At 67.4% G+C, this 11,521-nt stretch carries 13 protein-coding genes and 3 tRNA genes; 6 read left to right on the forward strand and 10 right to left on the reverse strand.

Translation table 11 applies throughout. From position 1 onward, the window contains the following. Window positions 1–713: ATP-binding protein (locus JNN06_RS14615; RefSeq protein WP_291240330.1), on the forward strand; the 713-nt coding region annotated here is incomplete at its 5' end. A gap of 13 nt (window positions 714–726) precedes the next feature. Then, window positions 727–1,377 carry a response regulator transcription factor gene (locus JNN06_RS14620; protein ID WP_291240331.1) on the forward strand — a complete coding sequence of 217 codons (651 nt, stop codon included), beginning with the start codon at window positions 727–729 and terminating at the stop codon, window positions 1,375–1,377. Here JNN06_RS14620 and JNN06_RS14625 read toward each other — a convergent pair. The 5 genes from JNN06_RS14625 to JNN06_RS14645 form a co-directional block, all read right to left on the reverse strand. Continuing rightward, window positions 1,374–1,952 carry a hypothetical protein gene (locus JNN06_RS14625; RefSeq protein ID WP_291240332.1) on the reverse strand — a complete coding sequence of 193 codons (579 nt, stop codon included), beginning with the start codon at window positions 1,950–1,952 and terminating at the stop codon, window positions 1,374–1,376. The two genes, JNN06_RS14620 and JNN06_RS14625, sit on opposite strands and share 4 nt — an antisense overlap. Window positions 1,953–1,958: 6 nt before the next feature. Further along, on the reverse strand, window positions 1,959–2,363 hold the full coding sequence (locus tag JNN06_RS14630) for a hypothetical protein (RefSeq protein WP_291240333.1): 405 nt from the start codon (window positions 2,361–2,363) through the stop codon (window positions 1,959–1,961). Between the two features lie 168 nt (window positions 2,364–2,531). Beyond that, window positions 2,532–3,326 carry a 3-methyl-2-oxobutanoate hydroxymethyltransferase gene (locus tag JNN06_RS14635; RefSeq protein ID WP_291240334.1) on the reverse strand — a complete coding sequence of 265 codons (795 nt, stop codon included), beginning with the start codon at window positions 3,324–3,326 and terminating at the stop codon, window positions 2,532–2,534. 12 nt (window positions 3,327–3,338) lie between these two features. After that, window positions 3,339–3,653 carry a MocE family 2Fe-2S type ferredoxin gene (locus tag JNN06_RS14640; protein ID WP_291240335.1) on the reverse strand — a complete coding sequence of 105 codons (315 nt, stop codon included), beginning with the start codon at window positions 3,651–3,653 and terminating at the stop codon, window positions 3,339–3,341. Between the two features lie 15 nt (window positions 3,654–3,668). Next, complete coding sequence (locus JNN06_RS14645) at window positions 3,669–4,796, reverse strand: fatty acid desaturase family protein (RefSeq protein ID WP_291240336.1); 1,128 nt, start codon at window positions 4,794–4,796, stop codon at window positions 3,669–3,671. A 153-nt stretch (window positions 4,797–4,949) separates the two neighbouring features. On the opposite strand from JNN06_RS14645, the gene JNN06_RS14650 reads away from it, so the two are divergent. Beyond that, entirely contained in the window at window positions 4,950–5,978 is a 1,029-nt protein-coding gene (locus JNN06_RS14650; protein ID WP_291240337.1) for a LacI family DNA-binding transcriptional regulator, read from the forward strand. Window positions 5,979–6,113: 135 nt separating this feature from the next. Further along, window positions 6,114–6,187: transfer RNA gene (locus JNN06_RS14655), tRNA-Gly, on the forward strand. A 76-nt stretch (window positions 6,188–6,263) separates the two neighbouring features. On the opposite strand, the gene JNN06_RS14660 is transcribed toward JNN06_RS14655, so the two are convergent. Together JNN06_RS14660 and fabB are read right to left on the reverse strand one after the other, a co-directional pair. Next, window positions 6,264–7,052, reverse strand: coding sequence for an enoyl-ACP reductase (locus JNN06_RS14660; RefSeq protein WP_291240338.1), 789 nt, complete (start codon window positions 7,050–7,052; stop codon window positions 6,264–6,266). 57 nt (window positions 7,053–7,109) lie between these two features. Continuing rightward, the gene (gene fabB, locus JNN06_RS14665; protein ID WP_291240339.1) at window positions 7,110–8,339 is read right to left on the reverse strand and encodes a beta-ketoacyl-ACP synthase I; all 1,230 of its coding nucleotides are present in this window, start codon (window positions 8,337–8,339) and stop codon (window positions 7,110–7,112) included. Window positions 8,340–8,678: 339 nt separating this feature from the next. On the opposite strand from fabB, the gene JNN06_RS14670 reads away from it, so the two are divergent. Further along, window positions 8,679–8,768, forward strand: a tRNA-Ser gene (locus JNN06_RS14670). Window positions 8,769–8,939: 171 nt separating this feature from the next. Here the strand turns inward: JNN06_RS14670 and JNN06_RS14675 are convergent. From JNN06_RS14675 to JNN06_RS14685, 3 genes are all read right to left on the reverse strand, one after another. Continuing rightward, window positions 8,940–9,016, reverse strand: a tRNA-Arg gene (locus JNN06_RS14675). 30 nt (window positions 9,017–9,046) lie between these two features. Further along, window positions 9,047–9,511, reverse strand: coding sequence for a GNAT family N-acetyltransferase (locus tag JNN06_RS14680; protein ID WP_291240340.1), 465 nt, complete (start codon window positions 9,509–9,511; stop codon window positions 9,047–9,049). A 19-nt stretch (window positions 9,512–9,530) separates the two neighbouring features. Next, the gene (locus JNN06_RS14685; protein ID WP_291240341.1) at window positions 9,531–10,466 is read right to left on the reverse strand and encodes an MYG1 family protein; all 936 of its coding nucleotides are present in this window, start codon (window positions 10,464–10,466) and stop codon (window positions 9,531–9,533) included. A gap of 232 nt (window positions 10,467–10,698) precedes the next feature. Here JNN06_RS14685 and JNN06_RS14690 point away from each other — a divergent pair. Beyond that, window positions 10,699–11,521: ABC transporter transmembrane domain-containing protein (locus JNN06_RS14690; protein ID WP_291240342.1), on the forward strand; the 823-nt coding region annotated here is incomplete at its 3' end.

Raw genomic sequence — 11,521 nt, forward strand, 5'->3', positions numbered from 1 at the left:
GCCAGCGCGCCGAGCTGGAGCGGCAGGTGCTGGCGCTGGAGGAATTGTCCTGGCATAACAATGCCTTGCGGCTGCGGGTGCAGGGGGCCTCGGCCCGGGTGGCGGCGGCGCAGGATCAGGCCTTGCGCCGGGTCGGCGCCGATCTGCATGACGGTCCGGCGCAGCTGATGGCCTATGCGGCGCTGCGGCTGGATGGGTTGCCGGTCGCCCCCGGCGGCGAGGCGCGGCTGGCCGAGGTGACGCGGGCGGTGCAGGACGCGATCCGCGACATCCGGTCGGTGCTGCGGGGCGTGGCGCTGCCCGATATTGCGGCGCGCAGCCCCTGCGCGATCGTGCAGGGCCTGGCCGAGGCGCAGGCGGCCCGGGCGGGCCTGCCGGTGGCAGTGGAGTGCGCGGCGGCGGCGCTGCCGGAACTGGGCGAGGCGCAGAAAATCTGCCTCTACCGTTTCGTGCAGGAGGGGCTGACCAATGCCTGGCGCCATGGCGAGGGGCGCGGCATGGCGGTGGTGCTGCGGCCCGGCCCCGAGGGCGGGATCGAGGCACTGGTGCGCGATGCGGGCCCCGGTTTCACGGGGGCGCGCAGCAACCCGGAGGGCCTGGGCCTTGCAGGCTTGCGCGACCGGGTTGAGGCCTTGGGCGGCACGTTGGAGCCGCGCGCGGGCGTGGCGGGGGGCGCGGAATTGCGCATGACCCTGCCGGTTGCCGCGCCATGAACGGAGAGGATGCATGAGCCGGATTCGCATCGTGATTGCCGATGACCACCCGATCTATCGCGAGGGCGTGGCGCGCACCCTGGCCGAGGATGCGGGCCTTGATGTGGTGGGGCAGGCGCAGGATGCGCCCGGCGCGGTGGAGCTGTCGACCCGGCTGGCGCCCGATCTGGTCTTGCTGGATCTGTCGATGCCGGGGGGCGGGGGCCTCGCGGCGCTGCGCGCCATTCAGGCGCTGCCCCATGCGCCGCGCGTCGCCATGCTGACGGCCTCGGAGGAGGATGACGAGGTGATGCAGGCGCTGAAGGGGGGCGCTTTGGGCTATGTGCTGAAGGGCGTGGGCGCGCGCGATCTGGTGGGGATCGTGAAGGATCTGGCGCGCGGGCAGAGCTATGTCTCGCCGGTGCTGGCGGCGCGGCTGCTGGCGGTGATGCGCGAGGGCGGCAAGGCGGCGAAACCGGCCAACCCCTTGGCGGATCTGTCAAAACGCGAGGAAGACATTCTGCGGCTGGTGGCGGAGGGGCGCAGCAACAAGGAAATCGGTCTGGCGCTGGAGTTGCAGGAAAAGACGGTGAAACATTACATGACCTCGATCCTGCAAAAGCTGCATCTGCGCAACCGGGTGGAGGCGGCGGTGCTGGCGCGCGAGCATCTGCGGCCGCGCTAACCGCCCAGCAGGGTGCGCAGGCGGGCGGTATCCTTGCGGGTGAGGGCGCGGCGGGTCACCAGATTGCCGCGCGGATCGAACAGGCGGTAGCGGTCGCGGCCGAATTCCTCGCGCCAGCCCGCGCTGTCAGTGACGGTGACGCGGCCCGGCGTGACCTGCACCAGCTGCGCGCCCGGCCCGGCGGCGCCGTCTTGCAGGAGGCGGCGGAACTGGCCCTGGCTGAGGGCCTCGATGCGGCCCTTGCGGGTGATGCGATATTGGCCGGGTTTCAGCGGCGGCAGGCGGTCGCGGGCGGGGCCATTGCCGCTGCTGCCGCTGCGCGAGGGGGCGGCGCCGGAGCCTTTGTCCTCGTCGTCGTCGCTGTCATCCTTGCCGCCGCCATCCTCGCCGCTGTCGTCATCGTCGTCATCATCGTCGTCGCCACGGTCATCGCCGCCGCCACCGCCGTCATCGTCGTCATCACCATCATCGCCGCCGCGCCCCTCGCCGCCCCGCGCCATGGCGCTGGCAGGCCAAAGCGCGCTGCCCAAGGGCAGCAACAGGGTCAGCAGCAGGGTGCGGCGGTCGAGGGGCATGGCGGGTCAGAGCGCCGAAAGCCGGGCGATGTCGGCGGCGGTGGCCGGGCGTTCCTCGACGGTGCGGCCGCTGGCATCCTTGCGCTCGTAGCGGCCGGCGTCGATCTCTTCCCTGGTGCCGTCGGAATAGCGCACCTCCAGCTCGGTCGCGCTGCGTTCGACCTTCGCCACTGTGACCGGGCCGGGGGGGGAGGGGGGGCTGTCATGTTTCTTGCGGCCACCGCGATCATCGCGTTGGCGGTCGTCGTTGTGGCGGTCGTCACTGCCGCGGCCCTTGCGGGCTTCGGCGGTGCTGTGATCCAGCGCATAGGCGCCGCTGACGGGATCGTGGCGCAGGGTGAGCGGGGTGGCGGCCAGCAGGCCCGCGAGGGCGAGGCAGAGGGGAAGGCGGGAAAGAGGCAAGTGGGTCATCGGTCTGTCTCCGGTTGCGCCCCCGCCGCTGTGACGGGATGCCCTCCTTCTGCCATGGCTGGGGCGGGGGGCCGAGGCGGGCCGGACCAATGCCGCCCCGCCCCGGACCCTTGCCGCCCCATCATCAGCCAAAAGGCCGCAGATTGCACCGGACCAAGGTCTGACAGATCATGCGCCGATGGTGGCCAGCACTGCCTCCAGCGTTTCGGGGTCCATCGGCACATCGTGTTGCGGGGCCGGATAGTTGCCCGATTGCACATCGGCCACAAATTCGCGGAAGGCGGCGATGCGTTCGGCTTGCAGCCGGTCATATTCGGCGCGGAAGTTGCGATAGGTTTTCGCATGGCGCGGGCGGTGGCCCCGGGTGCAGCCCAGCACATCCTCGGCGAACAGATATTGCGCATCGGTGCCCGAACCTGCGCCCATGCCGAAGGTCACAAGGCCGGTGCGGCGCGAGAGTTCGGCCCCGAGCGTGGCGGGCACGACCTCCAGTTCTACCGCCACGGCCCCGGCGGCCTCCAGCGCTTGCAGGTCGCGCCACAGCTGCACGGCGCTGTCATGCGTCTTGCCGACGGCCTTGAACCCGCCAGTCCAGGTGGCGCGCGAGGGGATGAGGCCGGCATGGCCGACCACCGGCAGGCCCTCATCGGTCATCTTGCGGATGATCGACAGGGAACCGGCGCAGTAATAGGCATCGCCCCCCACCTTTTGCGCGGCGAAACCGGCGCGGAGATAATCGTCCGCCGTGACCAGTTCGCCATAGAGGAGGCCCACCTGCACGAAGCAATCGCCTGCGGCCTCGCGCATTTCCGGCGTCCAGATCGGGGCGATGATCGACAGCACATCCACCCCGGCGGCAGAGGCGGCGGCGGCCTCCTCCAGCGTTTCGACATAAAGCATCGACAGGACACGTTGCCCCTTGACCGCCCGCAGATCGGCGACCGTCATTCTTTTGCTGCGCATCGGGGGTTCCTTTCAGGCCAGATCGAGGAAGACGCGCCCGCCCTCCACCTTCACCGGGTAGGTTTTCAGGTTGACGCAGACCGGGGCGCGCATCGCCTCGCCGGTGCGGTAATCGAACTGGCCATTATGCTTGGGGCATTCGATCATGTGGCCCATGACAAGGCCGTTGCACAGATGCACGTCCTCATGGGTGCAAAGCCCTGCGGTGGCGTGGAAGGTGCCTTCGGGGGAGTGGTAGATGGCGAAGGTCTGGCTGCCATGGTCGAAGCGGATCAGATCCTCCTCGTCGATGTCATCGGTGGCGCAGGCGTCAATCCAGTTGCTCATGAGTGTTCCTCCCTCTCATTCGGCTGCTGTGGGCGCGGGCATTGCGGGCGCGGCGGTGTTGGTGTCGGGGCGCATATGGCCCGGCACATATTGGTGGAAATCCTCGCGATAGGGTTTCGCGGTGGGCGGCAGATCGCGCTTGAGGAAGTAATCCTCGTATTTCATCTGGCGCTTGAAGGCGGGCCACATCTCGCGGAAGCCCTCGGCAATCGAGCGGTTGGGCGGCGGCAGGTCGCCCTTGATCGTCTCGTGCAGGCGGGGCAGGGCGTGATAGGGCACCATCGGGAACATGTGGTGTTCCACATGGTAATTCATGTTCCAGTAGATGAAGCGCGAGACCGGGTTCATATAGACGGTGCGCGAGTTCAGCCGGTGGTCGATCACATTGTCGGCGAGGCCGCCATGCTGCAAGAGGCCGGTCATGATGTGATGCCAGGCGCCGTAAATCCGGGGCAGGCCGATCACCATCAACGGCAGGATGGAGCCCATCCAGAGGGCGAGCGCAATCGTGGCGGCATAGATCGCCACATGCACCAGCGCGGCGCGGCGCACCTTGCCCCATTCGCTTTGCGGCACGAAGGTTTTCTCCTCGGCCGTGGGGCCGAAGGCGGCGTTGTGCAGGATGCGCGGAACGAAGGCCATCACATCGAGGATGCCGAAGATATTGAGGATCAGCTTGGCCAGCTCTGGCGGGCGCATGACGGCGATTTCGGGGTCGCGGCCCACGAAATAGGTTTCCGAATGGTGGCGGGCATGGCTCCAGCGCCAGGTGGCGGGGTTGCGCATGATCATGAAGCTGGCGATCTGATAGACCGCGTTGTTCATCCAGGGCGTGCGGAAGGCGGTGCCATGGCTGCATTCATGCCAGCGCGAATCGCTGGCCGAGCCATACAGCACGCCGTAGGCGAGCCAGAAAGGCGCCGACCACCAGCTGGGCCATAGCGCGATGCCCGCGCCCGCGAACACGATCATCAGCCCGTAAAGCAGAATCGTGTCGCGGATGGCCGGTCCATCGCTGCGCGCCATGAGGTCTTTCATCACCTTGCGCGGCACTTCGGTATGATACCATTCCGCCGCAGTCAGGCCGCTTTCGACGGCGCGGCGCGCATCTGCGCCCAAAAGGCTGTAATCTCGGGTGGCCATGGGACTTTCCCCTTGCTTGTCTCTGCGGTAATGGAACAAAAATTCCGTATGATGGAAAAGTGGCGCAGATGCGCCATCGTCAAAATGCGTCAGACACATCAGCGGAAATGATGTGATTTCGGCAGGACGGGGCGGGGCAGGGAGGCGGGAGGCATGGCGAAACGGCAGGGTTTGGCGGATCTGGCGGCGGCGGCGGGGGTCTCGCTGGCGACGGTGGACCGGGCGCTGAACGGGCGTGAAGCGGTCTCGGCCACCACGCGGGCGCTGATACTGGAGGCGGCGCGGCGGGTCGGGCATCCGGCGCTGGTGCGGCTGACCGGGCAGGTGTCGCGCGGCAGCGGGCCGGAGCTGCGGCTGGGGGTGATGCTGCACAAGCAGGGGCAGGATTTCTACAAGGCCTTCGCCGAGACGCTGAACCGCACCCTGACGCAGATCCCCGGCCTCAGGGCGCGGCTGGTGCTGGAGTTTTCCGGCTCGCAATCGCCATCGGATATGGCGAACCTGATGCGGGCCATGGCGGGGCGCTGCGACGTGCTGGCGGCGACGGCGGTGAACCACCCGGAGGTGACGGCGGCGGTGGAGGAGCTGCGCGCCGAGGGCGTGCGGGTGGTGGCGCTGCTGTCGGAATTCGCGCCGGGGGCGCGGGCAGGCTATCTGGGTCTGGACAATCTGAAGATCGGTCGGGTGGCGGGCTGGGTGACCACGCTTTCGGCGCGCGCGCCGGGCAAGGTGTTGCTGTTCGTGGGCGGCCATCGCTGGCATGGGCACGAGCTGCGCGAGGCGGGGTTCCGGGCCTATCTGCGCGAGGCGGCGCCGCATTTGCAGATGCTGGAAACGGTGGTCAATCTGGAGACGCGGCATCTCACCTATGAGACGACGCTGGCGGCGCTGCGGCGCCATGACGATCTGCGCGGCATCTATGTGGCGGGGGGCGGCATGGAGGGGGCGATCGCGGCGCTGCGGGTGTCGCGGCGGCCCGGCGAGGTGGCGATGGTGGTGCCGGCGCTGACCCCGGATTCGCGCGCGGGGCTGGCGGATGGCTTTGTGACGCTGGTGACCGATACGCCACTGGACCGGCTGTGCCGCGCGCTGTTCACCGGCATGGCCGCCATGGTGGAGAGCCGCGCCGAGTTCGGGCAGATATTCCTGCCGCCCGACATCCATCTGCCCGAGGGGCTGTAGGGCCAGGCGGCCCGCCTGTCACGCCGGGGGAAGGGCCGCTCGTCGCGCGGGCTTGCAGCAGGGCGCAAAGCGGGCTATCACGGCGGCGCAGTCACGCGCAGCCTCGGGCAGGCGGGCTGTCGATGGGTCAGAGCGGCGGGTATGGTGTAGTGGTAGCGCCTCAGCCTTCCAAGCTGATGGGGCGGGTTCGATTCCCGCTACCCGCTCCAGACCGTTGATTTTATTGCAAAATCAGACATGAAAAAGCCGGGCGCTTGGCCCGGCCTTTTGCGGTTTTGCGGGGGCTTACAGGTTTTCGGCCTGCGGCATGCCCAGAACGTGAAAGCCGCCATCGACGCGCACCACTTCGCCAGTGGTGAAGGCGCCGTAATCGGAACACAGCCAGACCGCCGTGCCGCCCACCGATTCCAGCGTGGCATTGCTGCGCAGGGGCGCGTTCTGCTCGGTATGGCGATAGGTGGCGCGGGCGCCGCCGATGGCGGCCCCTGCCAGGGTCTTCATCGGGCCGGGCGAGATGGCATTGACGCGGATGCCCTGCGGCCCGAGATCATTGGCGAGGTAGCGCGTGGCGCTTTCCAGCGCGGCCTTGGCCACGCCCATCACATTGTAATTCGGCGTGACGCGGTTCGAGCCCTGGAAGGTCAGGGTGATCAGGCTGCCGCCATTGGGCATCATCTCGGCGGCGCGGCGCGCCACGTCGATGAAGGAGAAGCAGGAAATATCCAGCGAATGCTTGAAATTGCCCCGGCTGGTGTTGATGAACCGGCCCGTCAGCTCATTCTTGTCGGAAAAGGCGATGGCATGGACGAGGAAATCCATCGTCCCCCAGCGGTCTTTCAGCGCGCCAAAACAGGCATCGAGGCTGTCATCATTGGTGACATCGACATCCACCAGAAAATCGCTGCCAACACTGGCGGCCAGCGGCTCGACCCGTTTGCCAAAGGCCTCGCCCTGATAGGAAAAGGCCAGTTCCGCGCCCTCGGTCGCCAGCGCCGAGGCGATGCCCCAGGCAATCGACCGCTCATTGGCGACTCCCATCACAAGGCCCCGCTTGCCTGCCATCAATCCGGCCATGGCCCTCTCCCGTTCCATTTCACACAACGATTTTTCGACGAAAAATCGGGGGCGGCGTCAGCCGCGATATTTGCTCATCACCAGGGTCGCATTGGTGCCGCCAAAGCCAAAGCTGTTCGACAGCACCGAATCCATCCCCACATTCTCGCGGTAGGTGGTGGCGATTTCTTCGGGTTTCAGCTCGGGGTCCAGCTGGGTGACATTGGCCGAGGCGGTGATGAAATCGCCTTGCAGCATCAGCAGCGAATAGATCGCCTCATGCACGCCAGTGGCGCCGAGGCTGTGGCCGGTGAGCGATTTGGTCGAGGAGATCGGCGGCACATGGCCCTCGCCGAACACCCGGCGGATCGCCTTCACCTCGGTCACATCGCCTGCGGGGGTCGAGGTGCCATGGGCGTTGATATAGCTGATCTTGCGCCCTTCGGGCAGGGTGGAGACCGCCAGCCGCATCGAGCGTTCGCCGCCTTCGCCCGAGGGGGCCACCATGTCGTGACCATCCGAGGTGGCGCCATAGCCGGTGACTTCGGCATAGATCTTGGCGCCACGGGCGAGGGCGTGGTTCAGCTCCTCCAGCACCACCACGCCGCCGCCGCCCGCGATGACAAAGCCGTCGCGCGTGGCGTCGAAGGCGCGGCTCGCGGTGGCGGGCGCGTCATTGTATTTCGAGGACATGGCGCCCATGGCGTCGAAGAGGCAGCTCAGCGTCCAGTCGAGTTCCTCGCCGCCGCCGGCGAAGACGATGTCCTGTTTGCCCATCTGGATCAGCTCGGTGCCATTGCCGATGCAATGGGCAGAGGTGGAGCAAGCCGAGGTGATCGAGTAGTTCACGCCCTTGATCTTGAACGGCGTGGCAAGGCAGGCCGAGTTGGTGGAGGACATGCAGCGCGTGACCATGAAGGGGCCCATGCGCTTGGGCGCGCCCTTTTCGATGACGATCTGGTGCGCCTGGAAGAAGTTGGAGGTCGAGGGCCCGCCGGAGCCCACGATGATGCCGGTGCGCTCGTTCGACACATCGCCCGCCTCCAGCCCGCTATCGGCGATGGCTTGCTGCATGGCGAGGAAGTTATAGGCCGCGCCCGGCCCCATGAAACGCAGGTCGCGCTTGTCGATATGGTCTTCCAGCACGATTTGCGGCATGCCATGGACCTGGCTGCGGAAGCCATGTTCGGCATATTCGGGCGAGAACACGATGCCGGATTTGCCCGCGCGCAAGCTCGCCTCGACCTCGGTGGCATTGTTGCCGATGGGGGATACAATGCCGATCCCGGTGATGACGACGCGACGCATGGGGGCCTCCCTCAAAATCTCAAGCCTGTTTAGGGCAGCGGGCGGAAAGGGGCAAGCGGGAAGGGCGGGCGGCAGAGGCCGGGCCGATGGGCGGGGCAGGGGATGGCGCCTGGGCGGTGGCCCTTTGGCTGCCCTGCGGCGGCCCGTCCTGGGCTCGGCGCTGGCCCGCCTCTCGCCTGGCCCGTCTTTTCGCGTGACCCGACTTTTCGCGTGACCCGACTTTTCGCGTGACCCGTCTCTGGGTCCGCTCTGGCCTGACGACGCTTTTTTCGCAACTGGGGTGCAAAGCCGCGATTTTTCCGCTTGCCCCTCCCCCCCCGCCCCGATAAACCCGCCGACGGAGCTGTGGCCGAGTGGTCGAAGGCACACCCCTGCTAAGGGTGCAGGCCCGGAAGGGTCTCGAGGGTTCGAATCCCTTCGGCTCCGCCACTTACCTCACATGACATCGCTCATATGACCTGCTTTGGCAGGGTTTTCTGGCATCGTCTGCGTGCGCCCTTGGCCTGTTCGGCATGGGTTTTGAAGAGCTTCGGAAATTGGGTGGGGCGCGGCCATGGCCGTGCAGAAATGACCCTTCCTCTGGGCCCTTCCGGCGATATGTGGCGAGCCCAGAAGGAATCGAACCCTCAACCTGCCGATTAGAAGTCGGCTGCTCTATCCAGTTGAGCTATGGGCCCCGCTTGGGTCTTTTGCCGCGTCAGGCCCGGCTAGGCAAGGCTGCGCGTCATGAAAAAGCTGTTGGGGTCGTCCCAATAGCCGTCGAAGGGCGGGCATTGGGTGAAACCGGCGCGGGCATAGAGGGCGCGGGCGGGGGCGAAGACGTCTTCTACCCCGGTTTCCAGGCTCAGCTGGCGGTAGCCAAGCGCCTGCGCCTGCGTCAGCAGGTGGTCGAGCATCACCTGCGCGAGGCCACGGCCGCGCGCCTCGGCCACGATATGCATCGACTTGATTTCGGCATGGGCCGCGTCGATCCGTTTCACCGCCCCCATGCCCAGCACCGCATCGCCCTCGCGCAGGGTGAAGAAGGCCACGTCGGGCGTGGCGAGATCGCCGGGGTCCAGCGCATGCACGCTTTCGGGCGGCGAGGCGGCATGCATCAGCGCGAGGTGGCGCTCCAGCAGGGGCAGCACCTCGGGGGCGAGGGGCGAATCGCGGCGGATGATCGGGGTCATTTCGGCAATCCTGTCAGGGTCAGGCGGCAGTTTCCGACAGCGCGGCGGCAACGGCAAGGGCGGCCATGCGCAAGATGGCGTCGCGGCTGTCGGCCACGGCAATGAAACGGCCATTATGGCAGAATTTCGCGCCTTTCACGCCCGAGGCCGCCTCCAGCGCGGCATCGGTCAGCCCGGCCCATTCGGCGGGCAGATCGGCGCGCTGCTCGAAACCTTCCTCGGTCTTGCGGATGCCGGTCAGCGCCCAGTCCTTGTCGCGCGGATGCACGACGAACAGCAGGTGATCGGCCCCGGCCCGCACCACGGCGGAGCGGAAGGGCATGCCCATCGGCAGCTCCAGCACGCGGCCCGGCCCGGCGGCGGCGATGGCGGCCTGCACCACGCCCTCGGCGCGGCGCTTGGCGGCCTTGCGGGCGATGGCGGCCTCGACAAAGGCGCGGGCAATCGGCAGCGCCGCCATGAAGGCGCGGTCATCGGCGCCCGGCGCGCGGTCGTCAAACACCGGTTTCAGGCTTTCCAGCAGCATCGGCAGGGTCAGATCGGCCAGCATGGGCCCGGCCATGGCGGGCGACAGGGCGCCATTGTCCATCAGGTCGATGGGCAGCACAAAGCCCGCGTCAAAGCTGGCATGAATGGGCGCGCAATCCGCCTCGGGCACCTGCATGGCGCGCAGATACTCCATGCCGAAATGCCGCCAGATCAGCCCGAAGCTGCTATAGGGTTGGCCATCGCCCCGCAGCGGCACCGGGCGCTGGTGGTGATCGAAAATCCCCTTGGCCGCATCGTAATCGCGGCCCACATCATAGATCAGCCGGTCCGGCGCCGGGGTGATCGTGGCCTCGTCCCGGCTGCGCAGGATCTGCGCCTCGGGGAACAGCCGGGTCAGGATGACCGAGGAGAGCAGCTCGTCGGCGTGAAAACCGCCCGAATGGGTGACAAGGAATTGAGGGGGCATGGTGGACTCCGGCAGCCTGGCTGAGCTGGTCTGCAACCTGCCCGAAAGCTGTGGGCATGGCAATGCCGTGCCGGTTCATTTGGCCGCATCATGCGGCGCCCGGCGGCGCGCCGTCTGCGCCCGAGCCGCAAGGCGCTGCGGCAAATTGCGGGCGCCGTCCAGCGTCCATAGGTCGCGCTTGCCCCGAAAGCCCGCTGCGCCTAAACCGCAAGCCGCGAGACAGGAGACAGCCATGGCCAGAGCCCCCGGAATGACCGATCTGCACGGTGATCGCGCCGCCTCCAGACAGGTGGGCGCGCTGCGTGGGCTGGCGCCGTTTCTGGCGCCCTATCGCGGGCTGATCTTCGGCGCGCTGGCGGCACTGACGCTGACGGCGGCGGTGAGCCTGATGCTGCCCCTCGCGGTGCGCCGGGTCGTGGATAACTTCAACAGCGACGCGGCGGGCCTGCTGAACCAGTATTTCGGCGCAGCGCTGGCGATTGCGGCGGCTTTGGCGCTTGGCACCGGCCTGCGCTACTACCTTGTCACCCGGCTGGGCGAGCGGGTGGTGGCCGACATCCGCATGGCGCTGTTCGACCGGGTTCTGGGGCAATCGCCTGCATTCTTTGAACGCATCCTGACCGGCGAGGTGCTGTCGCGCCTGACCACGGATACCACGCTGATCCTGTCGGTGATCGGGTCTTCGGTTTCGGTCGCCTTGCGCAATGTGCTGCTTTTGCTGGGGGGGATGGTGTTCCTGCTGGTCACCTCGGCCAAGCTGACGGGGCTGGTGCTGCTGATCGTGCCAGCGGTGATCGTGCCCATCGTGGTGATGGGGCGCAAGCTGCGGCGGCTGAGCCGGGAGAATCAGGATTGGATCGCCACCTCCTCGGGCAAGGCGGCAGAGGCCTTGCAGGCGGCGCAGACGGTGCAGGCCTTCACCCATCTGGCGCAAAGCCGGGCCGATTTCGCGGGCGTGACCGAGAAATCCTATGCCTCGGCGCGCGACCGGATCGGCACCCGCGCGGCGATGACGGTGATCGTGATCTTCCTCGTGTTTGCCGGGATCGTCGGCG

The organism is Gemmobacter sp., from assembly GCF_016792925.1.
Classification (GTDB): domain Bacteria; phylum Pseudomonadota; class Alphaproteobacteria; order Rhodobacterales; family Rhodobacteraceae; genus Gemmobacter.

Coding starts and splice junctions, on each gene's coding strand:
- JNN06_RS14620 (WP_291240331.1), top strand. CDS start 727: ATGAGCCGGATTCGCATCGTGATTGCCGATGACCACCCGATCTATCGC.
- JNN06_RS14625 (WP_291240332.1), bottom strand. CDS start 1,952: ATGCCCCTCGACCGCCGCACCCTGCTGCTGACCCTGTTGCTGCCCTTG.
- JNN06_RS14630 (WP_291240333.1), bottom strand. CDS start 2,363: ATGACCCACTTGCCTCTTTCCCGCCTTCCCCTCTGCCTCGCCCTCGCG.
- JNN06_RS14635 (WP_291240334.1), bottom strand. CDS start 3,326: ATGCGCAGCAAAAGAATGACGGTCGCCGATCTGCGGGCGGTCAAGGGG.
- JNN06_RS14640 (WP_291240335.1), bottom strand. CDS start 3,653: ATGAGCAACTGGATTGACGCCTGCGCCACCGATGACATCGACGAGGAG.
- JNN06_RS14645 (WP_291240336.1), bottom strand. CDS start 4,796: ATGGCCACCCGAGATTACAGCCTTTTGGGCGCAGATGCGCGCCGCGCC.
- JNN06_RS14650 (WP_291240337.1), top strand. CDS start 4,950: ATGGCGAAACGGCAGGGTTTGGCGGATCTGGCGGCGGCGGCGGGGGTC.
- JNN06_RS14660 (WP_291240338.1), bottom strand. CDS start 7,052: ATGGCCGGATTGATGGCAGGCAAGCGGGGCCTTGTGATGGGAGTCGCC.
- fabB (WP_291240339.1), bottom strand. CDS start 8,339: ATGCGTCGCGTCGTCATCACCGGGATCGGCATTGTATCCCCCATCGGC.
- JNN06_RS14680 (WP_291240340.1), bottom strand. CDS start 9,511: ATGACCCCGATCATCCGCCGCGATTCGCCCCTCGCCCCCGAGGTGCTG.
- JNN06_RS14685 (WP_291240341.1), bottom strand. CDS start 10,466: ATGCCCCCTCAATTCCTTGTCACCCATTCGGGCGGTTTTCACGCCGAC.